The sequence below is a fragment of the Actinocatenispora sera genome, from assembly GCF_018324685.1.
Classification (GTDB): Bacteria; Actinomycetota; Actinomycetes; order Mycobacteriales; family Micromonosporaceae; genus Actinocatenispora; species Actinocatenispora sera.
This window is the reverse complement of sequence record NZ_AP023354.1, coordinates 135,331-160,120: the sequence shown is the minus strand read 5'-3', so window position 1 is coordinate 160,120 and position 24,790 is coordinate 135,331. Positions and strand designations below refer to the sequence as shown.

The window sequence follows — 24,790 nt, the reverse complement described above, 5'->3', positions numbered from 1 at the left end:
GGTGCCGTGCCCGCCCGCAGCCGGAACCCCGCCGGCCGATCACCGCCCCACGGCAGCGCCGGGCAGGCCGGTCGTTGTCCGGCGGCAGCGCCGGCTCGGTTGGTCGCTGCCCACGGCAGCGCCGGGCCGCTGCGGCGCGGGTCAGGCCTGGCCGGTCTCGAAGCGGCTGATCCGGCCGTCCGCGACGACGAAGTGCCACCGGGTGTTCATCACGCCCCAGGTGGAGTTGGTGTAGCGGACGAGGAGGTCGAGGCCGTCGTCGGACTCCGACTCGACCGCCATCGTCCCGTTGCTGGTGAAGATCTCCCGCTCGGTCCACTCGCGCAGGTCCCGGTCGGTGCCGTCGTCGGACATCGTCGCGTCGGCGGTGAGGGTCGCGCTGAGCGCCGCCCGGTCTCCGGCGTTGACCGCCGCGACGAACTGCCGCACCTCCGGCCGCGATGGCTCGATCATGGGCCCCTCCTCGCACGAAGTACCAGATCTCGACGGTAGACGGGCCGATCGGGTCACCGCCCGGATTCGCCGCATGATCCGAAGGTGACGCCGGAGAAGTCCGTCCGTGAGCACGTATGTACGATCAGTCATCGCCCGATCGATGGAGATGACGCCAGATGGCAGGACTTGCCGCGTATTTCGGTATAGGCGGCCACGCACTCGACGAGCTGGTCCGCGGGTTGGCGCCGCGCGGTGACGAGGTCGCCGACTGGCACGACGACGCCGGCCACCTGGCGATGGCGGTACGGGCCGGGATCCCGCAGGTGCACCGCGACCACCGCGGGGCGGCCGTCGTCGTGGACGGCGTCGCCGAGCCCTCCACCCTGCTCGCCCGGTACGCCGAGGGCGGCGCCGGCGCGGTCAGCGGCCGGGCGGCCACCGACCCGTACGCCGCGGTGCTCGCCGACCCGGCGCGCGGGGTGCTGGTGCTGTGCCGGCACGGCGACGGTCCGCCGCTCTACTACGCCCGGCACGACGGGGCGGTGCTCGTCGCGTCCGAACCGGCCGCGCTGCTCGCCGCCGGCGTACCGGCGCGGCCGGATCCGGACACCATGGCGCGCTTCCGCGTCGACGGCGACTGCGACGTCGACACCCGTACCTTCCTCGCCGGGGTGCGCCGGCTGCTGCCCGGCCAGGTACTCGAGGTCGGAGCGCACGGCGTCCGCCCGGTGGCGCACGGCGCCGGTACGCCGGCCACGCCGCCGCCGGTGGGCGCCGGACTGCGCCTCGGCGTACGGCTGGACGGCGCGATGACCGGCGTCGCGCTGCTCGGCCTGGCGCGCACCGAGCCGGTCCCGCCCGCCGACGCGCTCCCGACCGCCGACCCGGCGGCGGGCGACGACGCGGACGCACTGCCGGTCTACCGCGCCCTGCTCCCCGAGGCGACCACCCCGGACGCGGTCACCGCGCCCGGGCTGCGGGACGCGCCGGTACCGGTGACCGTCGCCGACGTGGACGACCTGCTCGCCGGGCTGGGCGAACCGGTACCGGATCCGGACGTGCTGGCCGCCTGGGTGGTGGCGCGGCGCGCGGCCGGCGAGGTGGACGCGATCCTGGACCCGCTCGGCGGTACCGCGCTGCTCGCCGACACCGTGGCGCCCGGCTACCTGACCCGGGTGGCGGACCGGGTCACCACCCGCTTCGGCGTGGCGCTGCAGATGCCGTACCGGCACGTCGCCGGTACCGGCGCGGCCCGCGAACTGCTGGCCCGGTGCCGGCGCGGGCTGCCCGCCGAGGCGGTGCCGGCAGCGGACCCGGCGCCGGCCGACCCCACGCTGGCGGTACTGCGCGCGCTGCGGGCCGACGTGTACGCCACGTTCCTGTCCACGTCGTTCGCCCGCCGGCCCGGGCCCGACCCGCGGGAGGTCGTCGCCGGCTTCGGCGATCTGCTGGCCGGCCGCCGTGGCGACGCCGGTCGGTTCTGGCGGGCGTTCCTGCTGGAGCGCTGGCTGCGGCTGATCGAGTCCGGCACGCCGGTCCGGCCGGTCGAGGCCGCCCCGGAGCGGCCGTCCAGTACCACGGTGGACGGCGCGCGCTGGCTGCGGCTGCCGGTGGTGACCCGGACGCTGCGCGCCGGTGACGCCTACGCCGACTCGATCGCCTGGTACGTCACCGAACGGGTGCGTGCCGCCTGCGCCGACGACCGGTACCGGCGCCGGTTCGGTCGCTGCTGGTACCTGGTCGTCGCGGCCCGGCCGCTGGCGGTCGCGCAGGGTCGGGTACGGCCGCTGTGGGAGCTGCGGCCCGGCTGGTGGGCGCGGCGGATGTCCGGGTTCGTCCGGGATCGCTCCTGGCAGGGCCTCGGCAACCCGTGGACGATGCAGACCGCGATCGACGAGGCGGGGCTGCGCCGGATGCTGTTCGCCGCCGCGGCCGGCGCCGGCGGGCGGCTGGTGCACCGGCAGGGCATGTTCGACCGGGTCGCCGGCGAGCCGGTACGGCAGGTGCGCGGCCCGGTGGAGCGCGCCACCTTCCCGGCGAACGTCGCGGTGGCCGCCGCACCGACCGACCCCGGGGCGGCCGCCGCCGAACTGCTCGCCGCAGTACGGGCGGGGCTGCGCGACGACGTGGCCACCGGCATCGCCGGCTGCGCGGTGGTCGGCACCGACCGGGTCGGCGGCGGCTGCCAGGTGCTCGCCTGCGTCGGTGACCGGCCGGCCGACTTCTACGCCGCCGCCTGCGCGGACGATCCGCTCGGCCGCCTCGCCGGTACGCCAGCTGCGGTGCTGCTGCTCGCTCCACCGGAGACCGCGACCAGCGCGCCGCGGCCCCGCCGGAACGGCTCCCGCGCCGCGCGCCGGGCCGCCGCCCGCTGACGTCGCTCCACTCCATTGGCAATGCTGATTGCGCGTGTAATGCTGTAATCATCATTTCATTCAATGGGGAGGAACGATGCGAGGAGAGGGAGCCTGGCCGCCGCACCGGGGCTGGGGAAGGGGTCGCGGCGGGGCGCAGCCCGAGCCGCCGTCCGCCGCCGACGCGGCGGGTTGGATCCACGGCCGGCTGCCCGACGAGTGGTTCGTCGAGCCGCCGACCATCACCGTCGACCGGGAGGAGATCCTGATCGTCGGCGCCATCCCGCCGCCCGAGCAGTCCGGCGACGAGCCGGTGACCGAGGCGGAGCGCGCCGGCGCCGAACAGGGCCGGATCGCCCGGTTCCGGGAGCAGACCCGGGACGAACGGATCGGCATCGCCCAGCAGATCGAGCACCGCTACCGCCGGCACGCCAGCTGGGGCGTCACCTGCGGCGAGACCCGCGAACTGTTCACCACCCAGTCGGTACCGGTGATGACCCGGCTGCGGCAGCCGCAGCGCGTCGTGCTGGACACGCTGGTCGATGCCGGTGTCGCCAGGTCCCGGTCGGAGGCCCTGGCCTGGTGCGTCCGGCTCGTCGGCGAGCATGCCGACGCGTGGCTCGGCGAGCTGCGCGGCGCCATGTCCACCGTCGAGGACCTCCGCCGCAAGGGCCCGGACCTCGGCTGACCACGGTGCGGTCCCCCGCGTCGGCGGCGACGTACGGATGTCGCCGCCGACGCGGCCGGTCGGTGGGCGCCGGTACTTCGGTGGGCCTGGTCCGGTCCCGTTCCACCCGGCCGGGTCGTCACCGGTGGCCGCACCCGGTGCGGTCGGGGGTGTTCGTCGCCACCGACGCGGGCCCTTGGCCGCTTGCGGTCGGTGGCGGTCGGCGTACGCTGCCTAGCCGTGAGCCTGCGCACCCTCGTTTACGGCCTGTACGAGCGACGGCTTCGCGCGGGACTGTCCGGCAAGCCGCTGCCGCACCACGTCGCGGTCATCATCGACGGCAACCGCCGCTGGGCCAAGGAGAACGGCTTCGACGACCCGGCGCTCGGGCACCAGGCCGGCGGTCGCAAGATCGAGGAACTGCTGCACTGGTGCGACGACCTCGGCATCGGGCACGTCACGATCTACATGCTGTCCACCGACAACCTGAACCGGCCGGTGGCGCAGCTGGAGCCGCTGCTGCGGATCATCGAGGACGTGGTGACCGGGCTGTCCGCCCACGACCGGCCCTGGCGGGTGCACGTGGCCGGCGCGCTGGACGTCCTGCCGGCCCGTACCGCCGAGGTGCTCAAGGCGGCCGAGGAACGCACCGCGGACCGTACCGGCGGGGCCCGCGTCAACGTCGCCGTCGGGTACGGCGGGCGGCGGGAGATCGCCGACGCGGTGCGGTCGCTGCTGCAGCAACACGCCGCCGCCGGTACCACCATCGAGGAACTCGCCGAGGTGCTCGACGTCGACCACATCGCCGAGCACCTCTACACCCGCGGCCAGCCCGACCCGGACCTGATCATCCGGACCAGCGGCGAGCAGCGGCTGTCCGGCTTCCTCACCTGGCAGTCGGCCCACAGCGAGTTCTACTTCTGCGAGGCGCACTGGCCGGACTTCCGGCGCACCGACTTCCTGCGCGCACTCCGGTCCTACGCGAACCGCCAACGCCGCTACGGGCACTGACCGTCAGCCGAGGGCGAGCCGGATCGCGAGCACGACCACCACGACGGCGGCGCCGAGCGTGGTCACCAGCCGGCCGCGCGGCCCGGTGAGCAGCCGCCCGAGCAGCAGCCCGCCGGCGGCGAGCAGCAGTTGCCAGCTGGCCGACGCGAGGAACGCGGCGACGACGAACACCACGCCGGTGGCCGGCCCGCCCAGACCGCCCGCCTGACCGCCGACCACGACTGCGCCGAAGTACACCAGCGTCGTCGGGTTCAGCAGCGTCATGCCGAGCAGCACCGCGTACGCCCGTACCGGGGTCAGCGCGGTGTCGCGGCCGGCGGTGGCGGTGGTGTGCCGGCGGTACCGGCGGATCGCGCCGGCGACCAGCCATCCCGCCACGACCAGCACGACGAGCGCGGCGAGCCGGTGGGCGACCCCGGCGTACGGGGCGATCCGGCTGGACAGCGCGGTGCCGCCGAGCACCGCCACCGCGGCGTACAGGCCGTCGACGGTGGCGACCCCCAGGGCGGCCGCGGCGCCGACCCGCGGGCCGGACGTGGCGCTCAGGGTGACCAGGTAGGCGCCGACCGCGCCGATCGGAATCGCGATGCCGTACCCGGCGAGCAGCCCCGCGACGAGCGCCCCGGTCACGGTCGGACGCCGGTACGCCTCCCGACCCGGACGTGCTGCTGCTGGCGCGCCGCGGTGGAACGCGGAGCGCGGGCAGTCGGCAGGTGGGTGAGAGTCGTACGCATGCCCCGACGGTGTCAGGTCGGCCGCGGCGCCGGCAACGCGTTTTCGGCCCCGGCCGCCGCCGGGACGACGAGGATCGACACATGACCGACGGGTGACACGCGCAGTGAGTAAGGGCGGGCTACTGGCCGTATCCGGATTTGCTGGCTAACGTCTGGATCGTGGTACGGGGACGTCCCGGGCCACCCGGGAGGCCCGGATGCGGCGTACGTCGTCACGGTGGGCCGGCACCCGGCCCGCGTGCGGGCGAGTCCGGCCGAGCAGTCACCGGCGTGGGGATCACCGCGCCGGCCGGAGAGGGCCTGACGGCCGTGCCGTCGCCGGTCCGTGGTTCGGTGGCCCGCGCCGCGGGCCCGAAACACGCCCCGGGACGCCGCGGCGGCGGGACCTCCCACCGACCCGGCGTGGAGGTGCGCGCCTCGCGGAGTGGCCCTGTGAGCACACGTCGTAGCACCAAGGCCCCTGACTCACCCCGCCGCACCTACGTGCTGGACACCTCGGTGCTGCTGTCCGATCCGTCCGCGTTCCGGCGTTTCGCCGAGCACGCAGTCGTCCTGCCGCTCGTCGTCATCGGCGAGTTGGAAGGCAAGCGGCACCACCCCGAGCTCGGCTGGTTCGCCCGCGAGGCGCTCCGGCTGCTCGACGACCTGCGGTACCGGCACGGGCGGCTCGACGAGCCGCTGCCCGTCAACGACGACGGCGGCACCGTGCAGGTCGAGCTGAACCACTCCGATCCGGCGGTGTTGCCGGACGGGTTCCGCAACGGCAGCAACGACGCCCGGATCCTCGCCGTCGCGCTGGCCCTGGCCGCCGAGGGCCAGGATGTCACGCTGGTCACCAAGGACATGCCGCTGCGGGTCAAGGCCGCGTCGGTCGGCCTGCCCGCCGACGAGTACCGGCACGGCCAGGCCTCCGATCCCAGCTGGTCCGGGATGGCCGAGACGGAACTGACCGCCGACGAGATGTCGACGCTCTACGGCGGCGAACCGCTCGACCTGACTGACGCGCGCGACCTGCCCTGCCACACCGGCCTCGTCCTGTCCTCGCCGCGCGGCTCGGCGCTCGGCCGGGTCCGGCCGGACAAGCACGTCCAGCTGGTTCGGGGAGACCGCGAGGCGTTCGGCCTGCACGGCCGGTCCGCCGAGCAGCGGGTTGCGCTGGATCTGTTGCTGGACAACGAGATCGGCATCGTGTCGCTCGGCGGCCGGGCCGGTACCGGCAAGTCCGCGCTGGCGATCTGCGCCGGCCTGGAGCTGGTGATGGAACGCCGCGCGCACAAGAAGGTCGTGGTGTTCCGCCCGGTGTACCCGGTGGGCGGGCAGGAGCTGGGCTACCTGCCCGGCAGCGAGGCCGAGAAGATGTCGCCGTGGGGTCAGGCGGTGTTCGACACCCTCGGCGCGCTCGCCTCCGAAACCGTCGTCGAGGAGGTCGTCTCCCGCGGGTTGCTGGAGGTGCTGCCGCTGACCCACATCCGGGGCCGGTCGTTGCACGACGCGTTCGTGATCGTCGACGAGGCGCAGTCGCTGGAACGCGGCGTGTTGCTCACCGTGCTGTCCCGGATCGGTACCGGGTCACGCGTCGTGCTCACCCACGACGTCGCGCAGCGCGACAACCTGCGGGTCGGCCGGTTCGACGGGGTGACGGCGGTGATCGAGACGCTGAAGGGCCATCCGCTGTTCGCGCACGTCACACTCACCCGGTCGGAACGATCTCGGATCGCTGAAGTGGTAACGGATCTGTTGGAGGATTTGACCCCATAGATCACCACCTCCGGGTGACCCGACGAGTCACCTGAAGCCTCGATCGCCCGTTGGCCCCGGCATGGACCAACGGGCGATCGTCTGCACTGAGTTGACTCAGCGTGATGTGGCGAGTCCGTACGGCTCACGGTGTTTGCGACTGACGGTGACGGATGCCACTCTCCGCGGGCTCCGGCCTGGCGTGTCGCCTTCGGGTGCGTCAGTGTGGTACGCCGAACGGTCGCCGGCACGCACGGTAGCCGTTCCACCCCCTGTCCCCGTCGAAGGGAACGACGCGTGAGCCGGATCGGCACGAAGTTGTCCGTTCGGATGTTCGCAGTCTTCGTCCTCGTCGGCGGCCTCGCCGGCGGCGCGTACCTGACGGTGCACCGTCCCGGTCAGCAACCGACCGAGGTGGCCCAGCAGCAGGTCGTCGGGCAGCCGATCGACCCGATCGAGGAGCAGCAGGCGCAGCGCCAGGCGACCGACGGGTACCGGCAGCAGAAGATGCGCGAGGAGGCGAGCCGCAGTGCCGCCCGGGACGCCAAGCAGCACGCGGCGGCCGGTGGCGAGCATGCCGCGGCGGTCGCCGGCGACGCTGACGCCGCGAAGAAGGCGGCCGAACAGAAGAAAACCGACTCGAGCGGCACCAGCGGCGGCTCGGCCGGGCCCGTCCCGAGCTCCTGCAAGGAGTACAGCGGGAACCGCGCCACCGGCTGCACGCTGTTGCTGCAGGCCGGGTTCGGCCTCGACCAGATGGCCTGCCTGGACAAGCTGTGGACCCGGGAGAGTGGCTGGAACGTGCACGCCGCGAACCCGTCCGGCGCGTACGGCATCCCGCAGGCGCTGCCGGGTGACTCCATGGCCTCGTACGGCGACGACTGGCAGGACAACCCGGTCACCCAGATCAAGTGGGGCCTCAACTACATCAAGAACCGCTACTCCACGCCGTGTGGTGCCTGGGACCACTCCGAGTCCACCGGCTGGTACTGAGATCACGGCCGCGCCGATCGTCGGCGCGGGGCAGCGCGAACCGCGGCGACACCCGAACGGTACGACCGGGTATCGCCGCATTCGTGTGCTCGATCCGGCGGAACCGGGGAAAACCCCGATGGGCGAGCTGGCGTGACGCTGGTACCAAGGAAGCATGGCTACCGGCGGGCTGCGCACCGACACGGCGACAGGTGACGAACGGCTGCGGTTCGGCACCGAGCCCTTCTACGCCTCGATCGGGCGCGCGTTCCTCGCAATGTGCGCGTTCATCCCGGTGCTGTGGGGCATCGAAGGGCTGGACACCCTGTTCGGCGGCGCGCTCGACCGCGCCGGCGGCATCGCACCGCGCAACCTGACCGGCCTCGACGGCATCGTCTTCGCGCCGCTCCTGCACGCGAGCTTCACCCACGTGCTGGCCAACAGCGTGCCGCTGCTGCTGCTCGGCACGTTCGTGCTGGCCGGGCAGACCAAACGGTTCTTCCTGATCACCGCGTTCATCGCGGTCGTGTCCGGGCTGACCGTGTGGGTGTTCGGCCCGAGCAACTCGATCACCGTCGGGGCCAGCGGCGTCATCTTCGGCTACCTCGGCTACCTGCTGCTGCGCGGCCTGGTGGAGCGGCGCTGGTGGAGCCTCGGTATCAGCCTGCTGATGGGGCTGCTGTTCGGCTGGCAGCTGAGCGGCATCCTGCCCGGCGAGGAGCACGTTTCCTGGCAGGGACACCTGGGCGGCTTCCTCGCCGGCCTGGTCGCGGCGATCCTGTTCCGCCAGCCACGGGCGCGCCGACCGAAGCCGACCGGCACCGGCTCGACGACCGGTCTGGGCGGATCGTCACCGACGCTGACGCTGCCCGGTGTCGACGGCCTCGGCCTGGGCAAGACCGGCTCCGACCGCACCGTCGAGATGCCCGGCGGCACCTCCCCCTGACGCCCCGGCCGGGCGTCAGGGGCGTCGAACGGGCGGGGTCAGTCCGCCTCGACCGGGTCGCCGCCGAAGTCGACCATGGAGTACTGGCGGAGCTTCTCCAGCCGGTGCACCCCGTCGATCATGCGGATCGTGCCGCTCTTGGAGCGCATCACGATCGACTGCGTGGTCACCCCGCCGGACCGGTACCGGACGCCGCGCAGCAGGCTGCCGTCGGTCACGCCGGTGGCCGCGAAGAACGCGTTGTCGCCGGCGACCAGGTCGTCGGTGCGCAGTACCCGGGACAGGTCGTGGCCGGCGTCGATCGCCTTCTGCCGTTCCGCGTCGTCCTTCGGCCACAGCTTCGCCTGCAGCGCGCCACCGAGACACTTCATCGCGCAGGCGGCGATGATGCCCTCCGGGGTACCGCCGATGCCCATCAGCACGTCGACCCCGGACTGCTCGCGCGCGGCGCTGATCGCGCCGGCCACGTCCCCGTCCCGGATGAACTGGATGCGCGCGCCGGTCTCCCGGATCTCCGCCACCAGCCGGTCGTGTCGCGGCCGGTCCAGCACGCACACCGTGACGTCGGAGATGCTGGTGCGTTTCGCCTTCGCGACCCGCCGCAGGTTCTCCCGGACCGGCGCCTCGATGTCGACGACGTCGGCGCAGTCCGGGCCGACGGCCAGCTTGTCCATGTAGAAGACCGCCGACGGGTCGAACATCGCGCCGCGCTCGGCCACCGCGAGTACCGCCAGCGCGTTCGGCATCCCGGCCGCCATCAGCGTGGTCCCGTCGACCGGGTCGACCGCCACGTCGACCTCCGGCCCGGTACCGTCGCCGACCCGCTCGCCGTTGTAGAGCATCGGCGCGTTGTCCTTCTCGCCCTCGCCGATGATCACCACGCCGCGCATCTGGATCGAGTTGATCAGCTGGCGCATGGCGTCGACCGCGGCGCCGTCGCCGCCCTCCTTGTCGCCCCGGCCGACCCACCGGCCCGCGGCCATCGCCGCCGCCTCGGTGACCCGTACCAGCTCCAACGCCAGGTTTCGGTCCAGCACCTCGGTGTGTCGCGAAGCGTCTGCCATGGTCTTCCCCTCCGCCAGCTGAGCACTCCCTCGAATCCTGGCAGATCGGTACGCAGCGCGCGGGCGCGCCGTGACCCAGGGCCCGTGGCCACCCCGGCGTGGTCGCGGCCGCGTCGATCGGCGACGATGGGTACGTGGCGCGCCGAGTACCGCTGTACACAGACGAGGGCACGCCCCCGGCTCCGACCGAGGGTGAGCCGACGCGGCGCCGTCGCCGCGGCGGCACCAGCCGGGACATGGTCATCTCGATGGCGGTGCTGCTGGTGCCGATCCTGATCGCGGTCGGCGTGTGGCGCTACCTGTCCTCGGACCGGCAGGTCACCGTGGTCGACGCGAAGCCGGCCATCACCCAGGCCCAGCAGGCCGACCGGTTCCCGGTCGTGACGCCGCGGCGGCTCGGGCCCGACTGGAAGGTCACCAGCGCGGAGACCACCGACAAGCACGGCACGGTGACGTTGCGGCTCGGCTACGTGACCCCGTCCGGCGGGTTCGCGCAGATCGTGGAGAGCAACGGCGACGCGGCGAAGCTGCTGGCCGATGCGGTGCCCAAGCAGGCCCGGCCGGCCGGCAGCCAGCACATCGGCGGCGCCGACTGGGCCCGCTACACCGGCGACAAGAACAACCAGGTGCTCGCGCTGATGCAGCCCGACCGCACCATCCTCGTGGTCGGCCAGACCAACGACGACGAGATGCGCACCCTCGCCGGCTCGCTGCACTGACCGCTCGCGGGTTCGCACAGCACACCGCCCACCGACGACGTCGATGGGCGATGTCTGCGGGTCCGACGATGCGTGTACCCCCGGAAACACGCTTCGGCCGATCGCTGCCCTCAGGCATAGCCCTCCGGCGGTGCGTTCCGACAGGGGAGGTGCGGCAAATTAACCCGACGTTGGGACACCAGGTCCTGACCGAACGGATGGTCGGCGTGCCACGGGCCCAGTGGAACCGTCAGGACCCGGTGTCGTCGCGGGCCGCGCGGGCCGCGTCGAGGCGCTCCTTCGCGCCGTCCAGCCAGCGCTGACAGACGTCCGCGAGTCGCTCGCCGCGCTCCCACAGCGCCAGCGACTCCTCCAGCGAGGTACCCCCCGCCTCCAGCTTCTCCACCACCGCGGCGAGCTCCGCGCGCGCCTTCTCGTAGCTGACCGTCGTGTCCTCGTCCGTCACAACAGTCACCTTACGGCCCGGGCCGCACGGTGGCGGCCAGCTCGCCGCCGGCCAGCCGTACCCGCAGCGCCGCGCCCGGTGCCGCGTCGGCCGGGTCCCGCAGTACCGCGTCGTCGGCGGCGCGCTGCACGACCGCGTACCCGCGCTGCATCGTGGTCAGCGGCGACAGCGAGCGCAGCCGGGCCACCGTGTGGTGCAGGTCGCTGCCGGCCGCGTCGACCCGGTGCGCCAGGACGCGCCGGGCCCGGTCCCGTAGCCCGTCGACCTCGTCGCGCCGGCCCGACAGCAGCAGCTCGGGGCGCGCCAGTACCGGCCGGGACCGGACCGCCGAAAGCCACCGGCGCTCGCCGTCGAGCAGGTGGGTCACCGCCCGGTCCAGCTGGTACCGGTGCTGCTCGATCACCCGCCGCTCCTCGGCCAGGTCCGGCACCACCCGCTTGCCCGCGTCGGTCGGCGTCGAGCAGCGCACGTCGGCGACGAAGTCGACCAGCGGGGTGTCGGTCTCGTGCCCGATCGCGGACAGTACCGGGGTACGGCAGCCGAACACGGCCCGGCACAGCGCCTCGTCGGAGAAGGGCAGCAGATCCTCGACGCTGCCCCCACCGCGGGCCAGCACGATCACGTCCACCTCGGGATCGGCGTCCAGCTCGGCCAGCGCGTCGAGGATCTGCGGCACCGCGGTCGGACCCTGCACCGGCACGTTACGCACCGCGAAGCGCACCGCCGGCCAGCGCGCCGCCGCGTTCTTCTGCACGTCGCGCTCCGCCGCGCTGGCCCGCCCGGTGACCAGCCCGACGGTACGGGGCAGGAACGGCGGCCGCCGCTTCCGCTCCGGCGCGAACAGCCCCTCCGCGGCGAGTACCTTCTTCAGCCGCTCCAGCCGGGCCAGCAGCTCACCGAGCCCGACATGACGCAGCTCGTCGGCGCGCAGCGACAGGCTGCCGCGGCCGGCGTAGAACTCCGGCTTCGCGTGCACCACCACCCGGGAACCCTCCCGCAGCGGCGGGTCGCACGACTCGAACGTGTCCCGGTAGCAGGTCACCGACAGGCTCATCTCGGCCGACGGATCGCGCAGCGTCAGGAACACCAGCCCGGCGCCCGGACGGCGGCTGACCTGCGCGATCTGCCCGTCCACCCAGACCCAGCCGAGCCGGGCGATCCAGGCGGAGATCTTCTGGCTGACCACCCGTACCGGCCAGGGCTCGTCCGGGCTGGTACGGGGCGCCTCGGCGGCAGATTCGGCCATCCGACGAGCTTAGGTCCTGTACCGGGTGCGCATGGCGGGCGCGCCCGCGCGGTTTGTGGAGGACCTCACCTCGGCCTGCGGTACCAGGGCGGCGGCCTACCATGGGGATCATGACGAAGCGGGTGCTGCTGGCCAGGCCGCGCGGATACTGCGCCGGCGTCGACCGAGCCGTGGAGACCGTCGAGCGCGCGCTCGAACTCTACGGCGCACCCATCTACGTGCGGAAACAGATCGTGCACAACAAGCACGTGGTGCAGACGCTGGAGCGCAAGGGCGCGATCTTCGTCGAGGAGAACGACGAGGTACCGGAGGGTGCCACGGTGATCTTCTCGGCCCACGGCGTCGCCCCCGAGGTGCACGAGCAGGCCCGGCAGCGCAACCTGCACGCCATCGACGCGACCTGCCCGCTGGTCACCAAGGTGCACCAGGAGGCCCGGCGGTACGCGAGGGACGAGTACGACATCCTGCTCATCGGGCACGAGGGGCACGAGGAGGTCGTCGGCACCAGCGGCGAGGCGCCCGAGCACGTCACCCTGGTCGACGGGCCCGACTCGGTCGACCAGGTCGAGGTCCGCGACCCGAGCAAGGTGGTGTGGCTGTCCCAGACCACGCTGTCGGTCGACGAGACGCTGGAGACCGTCGACCGGCTGAAGGCCAAGTTCCCCGGGCTGCAGTCGCCGCCGTCCGACGACATCTGCTACGCGACGCAGAACCGGCAGCAGGTCGTCAAGCAGATCGCACCCGACTGCGACGTGCTGCTGGTGATCGGGTCCCGCAACTCGTCCAACTCGGTACGCCTGCGCGAGGTGGCCCTGGAGGCCGGCGCCCGCGCGTCGTACCTGATCGACTTCGCGTCGGAGATCGACGACGGCTGGCTCACCGGCGCCTCGACGGTCGGCCTCACCTCCGGCGCCTCGGTACCGGAGGACCTGATCGAGCAGGCTCTCGGCCACCTCGCCGCACGCGGGTACGCCGACGTCGAGGAGATCACCACCGTGCAGGAGCGGCAGACCTTCGCCCTGCCCCGCGAGATCAAGCGCGACCTCGCCGCCCGCAACACCTGACCCCACCGGTCCGGCCACCGGCGCGTGTGGTCATCCGGCGCCGGGGCGGATTCCGAAGACACGCCCCGGTAGGGCCGGCGCCGATGGCTGACCCGGGATTCACCACCGGTCGGTTCGGAACTCCGCCATGGCTCCGCGAAGCAGGGACCGTTCACCCGTACCGTCGTCGCGGCGCCGTAGTGCGCCCGCGGTGAGTGCTCCGCCGACGGCGTTCAGGGCGCCGACGACGATGAGCGGAATGCGAAGCCCGACACGGGTCTGCTCGTCGTACGTACGCTTCGAGACCACCGTGAACCTGCCGTGATCGTCGAGCGCGTAGTGGCCGTGATGGATCGTCGGTGCGCCCCGGAGATCCATCAACGACACGGTGATGATCGCGGCCGCGACGAAGCATGCGATCAAGGCGCCGGCGAGGATCAACCGCCATCGGGGCGCGGCCGCGAGCAGCAGGCGGATGTCGCGGGCGGAGCGGTTGCCGCGCCGGACCAGGCTGACGACGGCGATGGCGTACAGGCAGGCGGCAACGGCGCTCGTGCCGGCGACGAAGGGTGCACCCAGCGGCGGGGCGCCCGGCGCGAGCGACCACAGGACCGCCCCCGCCGCGAACACCGCGACGATCGTCGTCGCTCGGGAGACCACGGTCAGCAGCACGCGATGATCATGGCGGCAGCACGTGCGGGCCGCCATCGGCCGTACGGTGCGGATCGCCCGCACCTGGCCGGGCCGGTGACGGTGAGGGGAGACCGTCGTCGGTTATCGGCCCGGCGCGGGCGATCCGCGGGCGGGAAATCCCGCCCGACAGTGCGGTCCGGGCGTGCCGCCGGGGGGCGAGGACCCGGCGGCACGACGAGTTCAGGAGACGTCGAGGGCGGTGTCGTCGATGACGAACGACGTCTGCAGCTTGGAGCCCTCGGTGCCGGTGAAGCGGAGGGTGACGGTCTGCCCCGCGTACCCGGAGACGTCGACGGACTTCTGCACGTAGCCGGAGGTCGCGTTGGTGTTGGAGTAGCTGGCCAGCGTGGTCGTCCCGGCCGAGGTGACCGCGTCGAGCGTCAGCTTGTCGTACGCGGTGCTGCTGGTCTCGGCGGTGTCGATGTGCAGCCAGTACGAGAACGTCGCGGTGCCGCAGTCGGCCGGGACGGCCACCGACCGGGACAGCGTGTCGGTGTGCGCGGTGCCGTAGCCGTCCAGCCACGCCTTGTACGAGCCGGTGTGCGCCGGCTCCTGCGAGCTGCTGGTGATCACGCCGGAGCTCGCGGACCAGCCGATGCTGCCGCTCTCGAAGCCCGCGTTGCTGATCAGCTGGCCGGCGGTGCAGGTACCGCCGCCGGTGCCACCGCCGCCGCTGGTCGAGCCGCCGCCGAGCCAGGCGGTCGCGTTCAGCGCCAGCGCCGCGTTGCTGTTGGTGTTCCACCCGTCGTACAGCTTGTTGTCAGACTGGCCGGTGCCGTCGTCGATGGTGGAGCTGTCACCCCAGACCGCGACCCGCCCGCTGCCGAACGTACTGGTGGCGAAGAACGATCCGGTGGTGCCGCCCGCGGTCGCCGACGACTGGTACACGAGGCCCTTGACGTCGGCGTTGTCGGCCGGCTTGAGGGTCTGGGTGGTGCCGTCGTTGATGCTGGACGAGGTCACGTCGCCGAAGCCGCCGTGCAGTACGGGGTTGCTGCTGTCGGAGATCGCCTTCGGGGTGTCGGCGTTGATGTCCTTGACGTCGATCGAGAAGCCGAACGGGTCGGACGAGTCGACGCTGTTGTTCGTCATCAGGTCGTTGAGCACGCCGACCGAGTCGATGCCGTCGTTGTTGCGGTCGCTGTTGTCGTGATCGCTGATCATGAACAGCCCGCCGCCGGCCTGCACGAACTTCATCACCGCGGTCTTCTCCGCCGCGCTGAGCGCCACGTTCGGCTCGGGCAGGACGAACACGTCGACGTTGGCGAGATCCTGCGCGCCGCCACCGCCGTACGTGATGGAGTCGCCGGACGGCAGCGTCTGCAGGCTGTACCCGCCGGTCTTCTGCAGCGTCACGCCCCAGGCCGACAACGCGCCGGTCCAGTCGGTCTCGGACTGCGGGTTCGCGTTCTGCCCCAACGGATCTGGTTGCGAGGTACTGATGATCCAGTCGGCGTTGCCGGCGGTCTCGGCCTTGGTGTTGTCGAACAGCACCCGGATCGGGGTGCCCGCGTTCGAGGTGACGGCGCGGTGGGCCGGCGTGCCCGACGCACCGGTGGCGCCGGCGAGCAGGGCGCCGGCAAGGGCGGCCCCACCGAGCAGTGCGATGGTGCGCGGTCGTGTCGTCAGGCGCATGGGACCTCCCTGGCCGTGAGCAGAACAGGTCAGGATAGGTGACCGAAGACGCCAGTAACAGTGGCAAAAACACCCATTCACTACAGTGCTGGCATCTGCTCACGCATCGTGGCGGAACGGGCGATGCTGTCAGCCCTCGCCGCTGCGCCGACCGGGCTCCGCCGGAGCCGGGTCGCGCGGCTGGCGGGGCAGGTCGTCGAACGCCACCAGCGCGGACTGCTCGCTCGCCACCAGCTCCGGCGCCTGCAACTGCCGGGCCGCCGACTCGACCTGCGGCGGCGCGCCGAGCAGCTCGGCAGCCTCGGCCTCGCCCGCAACCCCCAGATCGGCGAACTTGCGCGCGGTCACCAGCACCCGGCTCTCCAGCGACCCGACCGTCTTGTTGTACGCGGTGACCGCACCGGACAGCGCGCCGCCGAGCTTGGCGACGTGCCCGCCCATGGTCGCCAGCCGCCCGTACAGCTCCTTGCCGAGCCGGTGCACGTCGGCGGCGTTGGCGGCGAGCGCGTCCTGCCGCCACGCGTACGCCACCGTGCGCAGCAGGGCGATCAGTGTTGCCGGAGTGGCGATCACGACGTTGCGCTCGAACCCGTGCTCCAGCAGCGTCGGATCGCGCTGCAGCGCCGCGTCGAGGAACGTGTCCGCCGGCACGAACAGCACCACGAACTCCGGCGCCGTCTCGAACGCCGACCAGTACGCCTTGGCGGCGAGCTGGTCGACGTGGCCGCGCAGGTGCCGGGCGTGCGCGTCGAGCCGGGCGTTGCGGGTCTGCTCGTCCCGCGCCTCCATGGCGTCCAGGTAGCCGCTGAACGGGGCCTTCGCGTCGACCACCACCTGCTTGCCGCCGGACAGGTGCACCACCAGGTCGGGCCGCACCACCGCGTCGTCGGTGGTCACCGTCACCTGCTCGTCGAAGTCGCAGTGCGACACCAGCCCGGCCGCCTCGACGATGCGCCGCAGCTGGTGCTCGCCCCACCGGCCGCGCACCTGCGGCGCCCGCAAGGCCGACACCAGCTGGCCGGTCTGGGTGCGCAACTGCTCGGAGGTACCGGCGACCTCCCGCAACTGCTCGCGCAGCTCGGCGTAGGCGCCGACCCGGGACCGCTCCAGCTCGGCCAGCTGCTGCTCGTACCGGGAGAGGCTGTCGCGCAGCGGAGCGACCAGGGTGCCGAGGCTCGCCGACTGTTCCCGGGCCGCGTCATGGGTGAGCGTCCGCAGCGACTGCTCCAGCCGCTGCTCACCGTCGCGCGCCGCAGCCAGCCGCTCCTCCAACCGGGCGGTGTCGGCGGCGGCCCGCGAGCGTGCGAACAGCACCCCGATCGCCACACCGGCGACAAGGCAGAGCACGGCGACGACGAGTACGACAGCGGCGTCCATGAGCGCCAGCATGCCCCGCGGGTACGACGATTTCACGCACCGCCACCCGGTAAAGATCGATGCGGACTTACCGGACTCCGGTGCCTCGGCTCTCAGGTAAGCGCTGGGCAAATGCGGGTACCGTCGATTCATGACGACGCTCGTCCTGGTCCTCGTTCTCGTGGTGCTGGTGATCGCCGGCGCCGTGTGGTGGTCTCGCGCCAGCAAGCAGCGCAAGCAGCGCGCGCTGGCCGACGCGCGCGCCGACGCCCAGCGGTGGTACGAACGGCTCGGTGGCCAGGTGATGAACCTGGTCGCGAACGACGATGCCGCGGTCAAGCAGGCACTGGTCGACGCCGGTGAGCGGTACAACGCGGCCGGCAGCCAGCTCGACCAGGCAACCAGTACCAAGCAGTTCGAGCTCGCCGGGCACACCGCGCTGGAGGGGCTCTACTACGTGCGCGCCGCCCGGACCGCGATGGATCTCGACCCCGGCCCCGAGCTGCCGCCGATGCCCGGTCAGCGCACTGCGGGCGCCCTCACCGCCGAGCGCGAGGTCACCCTGGAGGGCAAGGAGTACCGGGCCGGTCCGCAGGCCAGCTCGGACACGCCGTACTACTACCCGGGCGGCATGGTGCGCGGGCGCCCCGTCCCCGCCGGGTGGTACTCGGAGCCGTGGTGGAAGACCGCACTGGTCGCCGGCGCCGCCGGGGTCGGCACGATGCTGCTGTTCGACGCGTTCTTCTCGCCCGGCATGGGCATCGGAGGCTTCGACGGCGGGTACGACAACGGGTTCGCCGACGGGTTCGCCCAGGGCCAGGACGGCGGCGACAGCGGTGACTTCGGCGGGGGCGGCGACGGCGGCGGCATGTTCGACGGCGGCTTCGACTTCGGCGACTTCGGCGGCGACTGAGACCCGTCGATCCGTGCGGCATCGGCCGGCCCTGCAGGCCGGCCGAACCGCCGCGGTCAATCGTCGGCGGGGCGGCGACGCTTGCGTTTGACGTCGACGCCACCCCAGAACGCGAAACCGGTCACCCGCACGCGCGGGCCGGTGCCGTCGCCGCCGCCGGCCGCGGTGTCGTCGAAACCGCCCATCAGTCCGAATCCGTCGACCCGGACGTCGAGATCGTCCGGCACGATGATCTCGACGCCGCCCATCATCGCGTACGCCTGGATCGTCACCTCGTCGGTGCCGAACCGGGCCTCCCGCAGATCGAGCGTCACACCGCCCATCACCGCCACCGCGATCTGCGTCCGCGGCACCAGCCAACTGCCCCGCCGGGACGGGCCGGACAGGAAGCCGACGACGACGCGGGTGTCCTCCGGCTCCTCGCTCACCCGGCGCGGCGAAGCGACCAGCGGGGTACCGGTGTCGGGCAGGTCGGCGAGCACCGGCTCGAGCTCACCGTAGGTGCGCGCGGCGTACACGGTGTCGAGTCGCTCCTGCAGCTCGTCGAGGGTCAGCCGGCCCTCGCTCGCTGCTGCATGAAGCACCCGCGCGACACGCTCCCGATCGTCGTCGGAGGCGCGCATGGCGGTCCGCTCGACCGCCGCCTGGGGTCGTACCGCCGGCCTGCGCTCCGGTTCGTCCGCCACAGCCGAAAGCCTAGCCGCGCCCCCGTGCCGGGGCAGCCGCATGGCGCGGTCCGACCGTCGTCCGGCGGGGGAGTGCACCCCCACCGGACGAATCACAACGTGCAGGCCACCACGCGTCAGAACGTGCAGGCCACCACGAGCTCGGGCGCCGCCTCCGGATGGAACTCCAGCTTGTCGATGTGGCCGGCGGCGCGCAGATCGTCGGTCGCGAGCCGGATCTCCTCGATCACCGCCGCCGGCGCGCTCACCTCCGCCAGCGACACCTCGGTACGCATCGAGACCTTCCGCTGCGACTTCACCTTCCGGATCTGCCGCAGCGCCTCGCCGACCGTAGCCAGCCGCAGCCCTGGCTCGTCGCCCACCAGTGGAGTCAGCTCGTGCGCGGTCGGCCACGTGGCGCGGTGGATCGACCCGTACCGCCACCACGACCAGACCTCGTCGGTCACGAACGGCACCACCGGCGCCAGCAGCCGCAGCTGGGCCGACAGCGCCCAGCCGAGCGCCGACCTGGCCGAGGCGGCGGCCGCGTCGCCGCGCTCCCCGTACGCGCGGGACTTGACCAGTTCGAGGTAGTCGTCGCAGAAGGCCCAGAAGAAGCGCTCGGCGGCCTCCAACGCGGCCGTGTGGTCGAACGCCTGGAACGCCGTCGTCGCCGCCGCGATCACGCCGCGCAGCTCTGACAGCATCGCCCGGTCGAGCGGTTCGGTGACCGGGGCCCGCAACGCGTCGGCCGAACCCAGACCCAACACGAACCGACTGGCGTTGAGTACCTTCGTGGCGAGCCGGCGGCCGACCCGCATCAGGTTCTCGTCCAGAGTGAAGTCGGCCCCGGGGCGGCCGCACGCTGCCCAGTACCGCACCGCGTCCGGGCCGTGCCGGTCCAGCAACTCGTCCGGCCCGACCGCCCGGCCCTTCGACTTGGACATCTTCTTCCGGTCCGGGTCCAGGATCCAGCCGGAGATGACCGCGGTACGCCACGGCAGCGCGTCGTGTTCCAGCTGGCTACGCACCGCCGTGGAGAACAGCCAGGTACGGATGATCTCGTGCGCCTGCGGCCGCAGATCCATCGGGAACACCCGGTCGAACAGGTCGTCGTCGCGCTCCCAGCCGCCCGCGATCTGCGGCGTCAACGAACTGGTCGCCCACGTGTCGAACACGTCCGGATCGGCGGCGAACCCGCCCGGCCGGCCACGCTGCTGTTCGGAGTATCCGGACGGCGGCTGGCTCTGCGGATCCACCGGCAGCTCGGCCTCGGCTGGGAGGATCAGCGCGTCATGGTCGGGCGTGCCGTCGTCTCGAACCTGGTACCAGACCGGGATCGGCACGCCGAAGAACCGTTGCCGGCTCACCAGCCAGTCACCGGTCAGCCCGTTCACCCAGTGCTCGTACCGATGTCGCATGAACTCCGGCACCCAGCGCAGCTCGCGTCCCCGCTCCAGCAGCCGCTGCCGCAGCGGCAGCTCCCGCCCGCCGTTACGCAGGTACCACTGGCGCGCCGTGACGATCTCCAGCGGCTGGTCACCGTACTCGTAGAACTTGACCGGATGGGTGATGGCCTGGGGCTCCCCGATCAAGTCCCCGGACTCCCGGAGCAGCTTGACGATTCGCCGCCGTGCCGCGGCCACCGTCAGCCCCGCCAGCTGCGCGTACCGGAAACCCGCCTCGGCGGACTCCAGCCCGGCCGGTACGTCGTGCCGGATCCGGCCGTTGCGTCCGATCACCGAGCGGATCGGCAGGTTCAGCTCGCGCCACCAGATCACGTCGGTCAGATCGCCGAACGTACAGATCATGGCGAGGCCGGTGCCCTTCTCCGGGTCGGCGAGCCGATGCGGGTGGATCGGCACCTCGACGCCGAATAGCGGCGTCACCGCCGTCGTACCGGCGAGTCGCCGATACCGGTCGTCGTCCGGGTGGAACACCAGCGCCACGCAGGCCGGCAGTAGCTCCGGTCGCGTCGTGTCCACGTACAAGGACTCGCCGGTGCCCCCGTCTTCCTCCGGGTCGGCCGCGGCCGTCGCGGCCCGGAACAGCAGCCGGTGGTAGGCACCGGGACGGTCCCGATCCTCCAGCTCCGCCTGCGCCACCGCGGTACCGAACGAGATGTCCCACAGCGACGGAGCCTCTGCCTGGTACGCCTCGCCTCTGCGCAGGTTCCGGAGGAAGGCTCGCTGGCTGGCCACCTGAGCCGAGGCGCCGATCGTGGTGTAGCGCGCGGACCAGTCCACCGAGAGCCCCAGGCGCCGCCAGGTTTCCTCGTACACCAGCTCGTCGTCGGCGGTGAGCCTCTCGCAGAGTTCGATGAAGTTGCGCCGGGAGACTGCTTGCTGTTCTTCTACCGGCTGCTGGGGCGGCCGGTAGCCGGCGACATAGGGCAGGGTGGGGTCGCAGCGCACCCCGAAGTAGTTCTGCACCCGGCGTTCGGTGGGCAAGCCGTTGTCATCCCATCCCACCGGGTAGAAGACCTCTTTACCCTGCATCCGTTGGAACCGGGCCACGATGTCGGTGTGCGTGTAGGAGAACGCGTGTCCAATGTGGACAGAACCGGATACGGTGAGTGGCGGGGTGTCGATCGCGAATACCTCGGACCGGTTCTTTCGCCGGTCGAAGGTGTAGGTCCCCAGCTCGGCCCAACGCCGCGTCCACTTCTCGGCCAGCCCGTCGAGGGATGGCCGGTCGGGGACGCGCACGCCGGCGCGCTCCGTATCGGTCATGTGCCGATGCTACGGAGTGCGGCCATCGCCGGCGACGAGTTTCCTGACCTAGGGGTCGCTTTCGGGGCGGGTTGGGTGTCCGGCGCTCGGTCGCCCGCGCGGCGGTGCTGATCCCGTTGTGTACCGCCGGCCGGTCGGACTGGTCCATCGGAAATGGCCGGGCGCGGATTGCTCCAGTTGCCATGCCTGCTCATGCTTCAACCGGTGGTGGTGTCGACACAGCGCACCCAGGTTTGCCGCGCTGGTGCTTCCACCGTCCTGCCAGGAGACCGTATGGTCCAGGTCGCAGGACTCGGCGGGGTAGGTACACCCGGGAAAGACGCACCGCTGGTCTCGAGCGGCGACGAAGTCGGCGAGCGCGGCCGGTGGCCGGTACGTGGTGCGTCCGACGTCGACGACCGTACCTGTCGCCTCATCGGTGAGGATGCGGCGCCAGGTCGCGTCGGCTGCGAGTCGCCGCGCCGTGTCGGCGTCGATCGGCCCGTACCCGGCCAGTTCGGCCGGGCTGTTCCCGCCCAGCGCCGTGTCGATCGGGACCGTGAGGTTCACCCGCACCTCCCGCTGCGCCGGTGTGCCGAGCAGCAGGTCGACGAACGCGTCGGCGCGACGCTGGTCGACGGTACGGGCGTCGTCGCCGGCGTCGCGCGCGAGTGCGGTGAGGCGGTCGCGAATCGCCACCGCGTCCTCAGCCGGCAGCAACGCCCAGAGCCCGGCCATCCCGTCGTCCTGCGGCACCAGGGTGACCCGCCGCTGCATGGTGGCGCGGGCATGGCGGTCGGCGTGGTGCGGGTCGAGTTCGGCGACCGCGCGCCGGGCTCGTGCTCGAACCTGTCCGCTGGTCAGCGTCTCGGGGTTCGGCCCGAGCGCTCGTTGCTCCACGGCGTGGACGACGGCAGGATCGGCCACCTGTGCGGTCGTCCGGCAGAGACCTTCCGCCGTCGGCTGATCGATCGCGCCGACGTCGAGCGCCGCCATCGTCACCGGGAGCCGGCTGGTCAGCGCTTCGGCATCGGCGAGGCGCCGGGTCGCCTGCCAGCGCGGCCAGCTCAGCGCGGCGGCGAGCTCGTCGGCAGCGAACTCGGAGGTTGGGCGTAGTGGGTGCTCGCGGCGGAGCTCGGCGAATCGGGCGATGACCCGGGACTGCCGTGCGTAGAGCATCGCGATCTGCTGTTCGGCCGCGGCGAGGGCGGAGAGGCAGTCGTCTGTGTCCAGCCAGTCCGCCGGCAGCACCGGCAGTTCGAAGGCGGACTGGTCCACGGGTGGTTCGAGGCCAGCGGGGTCGATCGGGGGTTCACCGAGGGGGTCGTCCACGATGTCGGGCACGGTGGGATCGCCGACGCACACCGCCCCCGTTTCGAACATGTGTCCAGAATAGCCACGCCTGCGTCGTAGCTGCCAGCTCCGCGTCTGTTCGCATCGCCCGTTCCGATCGGGCACCGGCCTCGGTGAGTACGCACGCGCGGCAACCGGTCCGACCGTCCGGCCTCGAATGGGACATCAGGACACGAAGTGGACGAAGAGCGCTCGAACGTCTCCCGGTGGCGGTCGGTGATGCCACCGGGAGACGCTCGTACATCACTGCGCGGCGACGGTGAATGCGTAGAAGGTTGTGGACAGTTGAGTGCCGTCGGAGGTGATCGGGGAGACGTAGACGTAGTGCGACCCGCTGGCTGTCGGCGTCCACGATACGGTCGCCGAGCCTCCGTCGGCGGCATCGACGACCGTGCCCGCGGCGCCGTCGAACGAGTACCGGAAGGACACCACGGTCGATACGCCCGAGGAGAAGGTGAAGTCGCCCGGGACGCCTGGCCCGCCGCCGGTGGTGTTTTCCGGATAGGTGTCGGAGGTGACGGTGGGCGCCGTGTCCAACCGGATCCACCATCGGTACCAGGAGGAGACCCAACCGTTCGGGCTGTGGCTGCGCACGTAGACCCAGTTGCTGGTCGGGTCGGTGAGCGTGATGGTGATCGTTGCGGTGCCGTCCGGTTGCGCGGGAACCGTCACCGACTCGCCGTAGTCGACCTGGTACTCGTAGCTGCTGACGCTGTCCACGTGGGGCCCGGGCGCGAGGTGCACGGTGAGCGGGGTCTCGTACTGAGGGTCCTGGTCGGTCGTGACCCGGGGAGACGTGTCGCCCACGACGAAGCGAATCGTGGTGATCGTCGACCGCTGGTAGGCGCGGTCGTAACTCGCCACCTTCAGCGTCACCGGTCCGCTCTCCGGCGGTACCAGCTGGAGGGTGGCCGAGCCGCCGAGGTGGTCGGCGCGGACGAACTGGTCGCCGTCGAACGGGTCGGTCCAGTTCTGCCCGACCGGCGTGACCGGGATGCTGAGCGTGTCCCACGAGTACTGGAAGGCCGCCACGTCGGTCTCGCCGTTGGCGTCGAACGTGAGGTCGATCGGGGTGCCGCCGGTGTTCGGACCGGTCGTGCTGTAGTTGTCCGACGAGACCGCCGGTGGGTTCGCCGGGCCGGCCGCGTCCGCGACGAAGTAGCACGTCGTGGACCACGACGACTCGTCCAGGTCGTCCCTGGTACGGGCGTGCCAGGCGTAGGTGGCGCCGTCGTTCAACGTCCCGGTGACCGTGAAGCCGTGGATCGATCCGTTGGAGACCGAGGTCGCGGTCAGCACCGTGCGCTGATCCGGGTGGTCCACCGGCCAGTACTCGACCTCGCCGGTGGGGCGGTCACTGGAGTCGGGATCGGAGAAGCGCGCCGCCAGCCTCAGGTCGGTGGCGGGAAGGTAGGGGTACGCGGTGTCGCTCGCACACGGCCGGCTGTCGTTGGACAGCTCGGTGGGAGTACTGGGCGTCCCGTTGGAGCTGACGTCGAGTTTCAGGCCGTAGCCGGCGTCCAGTTGCCGCCCGTGGGCGAGCTGTCCCTCCACGTCGGCGGGCTCGCGGAGTTCGAGGGACAGGGTGGTGTGCCCGTCGGCCAGCGCCGAGGTGACGGCGTGGGTCAGGTCGACGGCGAGCGGAGACGGGCAGCGGCTGGTGGCGCCGATGGTGCCTACCTGGCGGAGCGGGTGTCGCGGGTGCTGCCAGGTCGGGTGGGGTGGCCCGTCCGCGGTGCGCCACACCTCGATCTGCCGGTCGGCGCAGTCGGTCGCGGTCGACTCCTTGGCGTAGAGCCGTGCGCCGAGCGCGTGCCGGCCGACCAGCGAGCTGAGATCGAAGCTCGCGTACACCCGGGAGACGTGCGTCGCGCCGGACTCGTCCTGCCAGGCTCCGAGCGGGACCGGGTCGGCCGGATCGGCATGCGATGCAGCCGGCGCGCGCGAGTCGGTGTAGGACCAGCTGACCTGGCTCAGATCCCGGTAGTAGGTGCCAGCGGTCGCCGGGGCGGCCGACATGCCGGTACCCGCGATCGTGGCAACGGCAAGGCATCCGATGAGTCGGCGCATCGACAGTCTTCGCACACGAGT

Annotated in this window: 21 protein-coding genes; 9 read left to right on the top strand and 12 right to left on the bottom strand. The window is 72.1% G+C overall.

Features of this window, described 5'->3' with window-relative positions; genetic code table 11:
* Positions 1 to 141 precede the first annotated feature (141 nt).
* Complete coding sequence (locus Asera_RS00665; RefSeq protein WP_030444913.1) at positions 142 to 453, bottom strand: nuclear transport factor 2 family protein; 312 nt, start codon at positions 451 to 453, stop codon at positions 142 to 144.
* A gap of 158 nt (positions 454 to 611) precedes the next feature.
* Between Asera_RS00665 and Asera_RS00660 the strand changes: the two genes are divergently transcribed.
* The 3 genes from Asera_RS00660 to Asera_RS00650 all read left to right on the top strand — a co-directional run bounded on the left by Asera_RS00660 (position 612) and on the right by Asera_RS00650 (position 4,467).
* A complete protein-coding gene (locus Asera_RS00660; RefSeq protein ID WP_157034656.1) occupies positions 612 to 2,810 on the top strand; it encodes a class II glutamine amidotransferase domain-containing protein in 2,199 nt (732 codons plus the stop codon).
* Between the two features lie 76 nt (positions 2,811 to 2,886).
* Entirely contained in the window at positions 2,887 to 3,477 is a 591-nt protein-coding gene (locus Asera_RS00655; protein WP_030444915.1) for a hypothetical protein, read from the top strand.
* A gap of 219 nt (positions 3,478 to 3,696) precedes the next feature.
* Positions 3,697 to 4,467, top strand: coding sequence for an isoprenyl transferase (locus Asera_RS00650; protein ID WP_030444916.1), 771 nt, complete (start codon positions 3,697 to 3,699; stop codon positions 4,465 to 4,467).
* A gap of 3 nt (positions 4,468 to 4,470) precedes the next feature.
* Here the strand turns inward: Asera_RS00650 and Asera_RS00645 are convergent, their stop codons facing one another.
* A complete protein-coding gene (locus Asera_RS00645) occupies positions 4,471 to 5,097 on the bottom strand; it encodes a LysE family transporter (protein WP_030444917.1) in 627 nt (208 codons plus the stop codon).
* 536 nt (positions 5,098 to 5,633) lie between these two features.
* Between Asera_RS00645 and phoH2 the strand changes: the two genes are divergently transcribed.
* From phoH2 to Asera_RS00630, 3 genes are all read left to right on the top strand, one after another.
* A complete protein-coding gene (gene phoH2 / locus Asera_RS00640; protein ID WP_051801873.1) occupies positions 5,634 to 6,959 on the top strand; it encodes an RNA 5'-3' helicase PhoH2 in 1,326 nt (441 codons plus the stop codon).
* A 309-nt stretch (positions 6,960 to 7,268) separates the two neighbouring features.
* The gene (locus tag Asera_RS00635) at positions 7,269 to 7,931 is read left to right on the top strand and encodes an aggregation-promoting factor C-terminal-like domain-containing protein (protein WP_157034657.1); all 663 of its coding nucleotides are present in this window, start codon (positions 7,269 to 7,271) and stop codon (positions 7,929 to 7,931) included.
* Positions 7,932 to 8,085: 154 nt separating this feature from the next.
* The gene (locus Asera_RS00630; protein WP_084130988.1) at positions 8,086 to 8,856 is read left to right on the top strand and encodes a rhomboid family intramembrane serine protease; all 771 of its coding nucleotides are present in this window, start codon (positions 8,086 to 8,088) and stop codon (positions 8,854 to 8,856) included.
* A gap of 38 nt (positions 8,857 to 8,894) precedes the next feature.
* On the opposite strand, the gene glpX is transcribed toward Asera_RS00630, so the two are convergent.
* A complete protein-coding gene (gene glpX / locus Asera_RS00625) occupies positions 8,895 to 9,920 on the bottom strand; it encodes a class II fructose-bisphosphatase (protein WP_030444921.1) in 1,026 nt (341 codons plus the stop codon).
* 134 nt (positions 9,921 to 10,054) lie between these two features.
* Here glpX and Asera_RS00620 point away from each other — a divergent pair, with 134 nt between their 5' ends.
* Complete coding sequence (locus Asera_RS00620) at positions 10,055 to 10,639, top strand: DUF4245 domain-containing protein (RefSeq protein WP_157034658.1); 585 nt, start codon at positions 10,055 to 10,057, stop codon at positions 10,637 to 10,639.
* Between the two features lie 229 nt (positions 10,640 to 10,868).
* Here the strand turns inward: Asera_RS00620 and Asera_RS00615 are convergent, their stop codons facing one another.
* Together Asera_RS00615 and xseA are read right to left on the bottom strand one after the other, a co-directional pair.
* Positions 10,869 to 11,084, bottom strand: a complete 216-nt coding sequence (locus Asera_RS00615) for an exodeoxyribonuclease VII small subunit (protein WP_030444923.1) — start codon at positions 11,082 to 11,084, stop codon at positions 10,869 to 10,871.
* Positions 11,085 to 11,094: 10 nt separating this feature from the next.
* Positions 11,095 to 12,330: an exodeoxyribonuclease VII large subunit gene (gene xseA / locus Asera_RS00610; RefSeq protein ID WP_030444924.1), complete on the bottom strand. Its 1,236-nt coding sequence runs from the start codon at positions 12,328 to 12,330 to the stop codon at positions 11,095 to 11,097.
* Positions 12,331 to 12,440: 110 nt separating this feature from the next.
* Here xseA and Asera_RS00605 point away from each other — a divergent pair, with 110 nt between their 5' ends.
* Positions 12,441 to 13,394, top strand: a complete 954-nt coding sequence (locus Asera_RS00605; protein WP_425305931.1) for a 4-hydroxy-3-methylbut-2-enyl diphosphate reductase — start codon at positions 12,441 to 12,443, stop codon at positions 13,392 to 13,394.
* A 99-nt stretch (positions 13,395 to 13,493) separates the two neighbouring features.
* On the opposite strand, the gene Asera_RS00600 is transcribed toward Asera_RS00605, so the two are convergent.
* From Asera_RS00600 to Asera_RS00590, 3 genes are all read right to left on the bottom strand, one after another.
* Entirely contained in the window at positions 13,494 to 14,045 is a 552-nt protein-coding gene (locus Asera_RS00600; RefSeq protein ID WP_157034659.1) for a hypothetical protein, read from the bottom strand.
* A gap of 201 nt (positions 14,046 to 14,246) precedes the next feature.
* Positions 14,247 to 15,701, bottom strand: a complete 1,455-nt coding sequence (locus tag Asera_RS00595) for a M6 family metallopeptidase (RefSeq protein WP_030444927.1) — start codon at positions 15,699 to 15,701, stop codon at positions 14,247 to 14,249.
* A 129-nt stretch (positions 15,702 to 15,830) separates the two neighbouring features.
* Complete coding sequence (locus Asera_RS00590; RefSeq protein WP_425305930.1) at positions 15,831 to 17,078, bottom strand: DNA recombination protein RmuC; 1,248 nt, start codon at positions 17,076 to 17,078, stop codon at positions 15,831 to 15,833.
* 130 nt (positions 17,079 to 17,208) lie between these two features.
* On the opposite strand from Asera_RS00590, the gene Asera_RS00585 reads away from it, so the two are divergent.
* Entirely contained in the window at positions 17,209 to 17,970 is a 762-nt protein-coding gene (locus tag Asera_RS00585; protein WP_030444929.1) for a hypothetical protein, read from the top strand.
* 56 nt (positions 17,971 to 18,026) lie between these two features.
* Here Asera_RS00585 and Asera_RS00580 read toward each other — a convergent pair whose 3' ends face one another.
* The 4 genes from Asera_RS00580 to Asera_RS00565 form a co-directional block, all read right to left on the bottom strand.
* Positions 18,027 to 18,656, bottom strand: coding sequence for a DUF1707 SHOCT-like domain-containing protein (locus Asera_RS00580; protein ID WP_211255491.1), 630 nt, complete (start codon positions 18,654 to 18,656; stop codon positions 18,027 to 18,029).
* A gap of 116 nt (positions 18,657 to 18,772) precedes the next feature.
* Positions 18,773 to 21,367 (bottom strand): valine--tRNA ligase, encoded by a 2,595-nt coding sequence (gene valS, locus Asera_RS00575; RefSeq protein WP_030444931.1) that lies wholly within the window; start codon positions 21,365 to 21,367, stop codon positions 18,773 to 18,775.
* A 48-nt stretch (positions 21,368 to 21,415) separates the two neighbouring features.
* Positions 21,416 to 22,729, bottom strand: a complete 1,314-nt coding sequence (locus Asera_RS00570; protein ID WP_051801880.1) for an HNH endonuclease signature motif containing protein — start codon at positions 22,727 to 22,729, stop codon at positions 21,416 to 21,418.
* Between the two features lie 213 nt (positions 22,730 to 22,942).
* Entirely contained in the window at positions 22,943 to 24,718 is a 1,776-nt protein-coding gene (locus Asera_RS00565; protein ID WP_051801881.1) for a hypothetical protein, read from the bottom strand.
* Positions 24,719 to 24,790: the final 72 nt, after the last annotated feature.

Excerpts from the sequence above, each read along its gene's own strand:
- Asera_RS00595 (WP_030444927.1), bottom strand. The coding sequence starts at position 15,701 with ATGCGCCTGACGACACGACCGCGCACCATCGCACTGCTCGGTGGGGCC.
- Asera_RS00565 (WP_051801881.1), bottom strand. The coding sequence starts at position 24,718 with ATGTCGGCCGCCCCGGCGACCGCTGGCACCTACTACCGGGATCTGAGC.
- valS (WP_030444931.1), bottom strand. The coding sequence starts at position 21,367 with ATGACCGATACGGAGCGCGCCGGCGTGCGCGTCCCCGACCGGCCATCC.
- Asera_RS00665 (WP_030444913.1), bottom strand. The coding sequence starts at position 453 with ATGATCGAGCCATCGCGGCCGGAGGTGCGGCAGTTCGTCGCGGCGGTC.
- Asera_RS00570 (WP_051801880.1), bottom strand. The coding sequence starts at position 22,729 with ATGTTCGAAACGGGGGCGGTGTGCGTCGGCGATCCCACCGTGCCCGAC.
- Asera_RS00630 (WP_084130988.1), top strand. The coding sequence starts at position 8,086 with ATGGCTACCGGCGGGCTGCGCACCGACACGGCGACAGGTGACGAACGG.
- Asera_RS00660 (WP_157034656.1), top strand. The coding sequence starts at position 612 with ATGGCAGGACTTGCCGCGTATTTCGGTATAGGCGGCCACGCACTCGAC.
- Asera_RS00635 (WP_157034657.1), top strand. The coding sequence starts at position 7,269 with ATGTTCGCAGTCTTCGTCCTCGTCGGCGGCCTCGCCGGCGGCGCGTAC.
- Asera_RS00590 (WP_425305930.1), bottom strand. The coding sequence starts at position 17,078 with ATGGACGCCGCTGTCGTACTCGTCGTCGCCGTGCTCTGCCTTGTCGCC.
- glpX (WP_030444921.1), bottom strand. The coding sequence starts at position 9,920 with ATGGCAGACGCTTCGCGACACACCGAGGTGCTGGACCGAAACCTGGCG.
- xseA (WP_030444924.1), bottom strand. The coding sequence starts at position 12,330 with ATGGCCGAATCTGCCGCCGAGGCGCCCCGTACCAGCCCGGACGAGCCC.
- Asera_RS00655 (WP_030444915.1), top strand. The coding sequence starts at position 2,887 with ATGCGAGGAGAGGGAGCCTGGCCGCCGCACCGGGGCTGGGGAAGGGGT.
- Asera_RS00605 (WP_425305931.1), top strand. The coding sequence starts at position 12,441 with ATGACGAAGCGGGTGCTGCTGGCCAGGCCGCGCGGATACTGCGCCGGC.
- Asera_RS00585 (WP_030444929.1), top strand. The coding sequence starts at position 17,209 with ATGACGACGCTCGTCCTGGTCCTCGTTCTCGTGGTGCTGGTGATCGCC.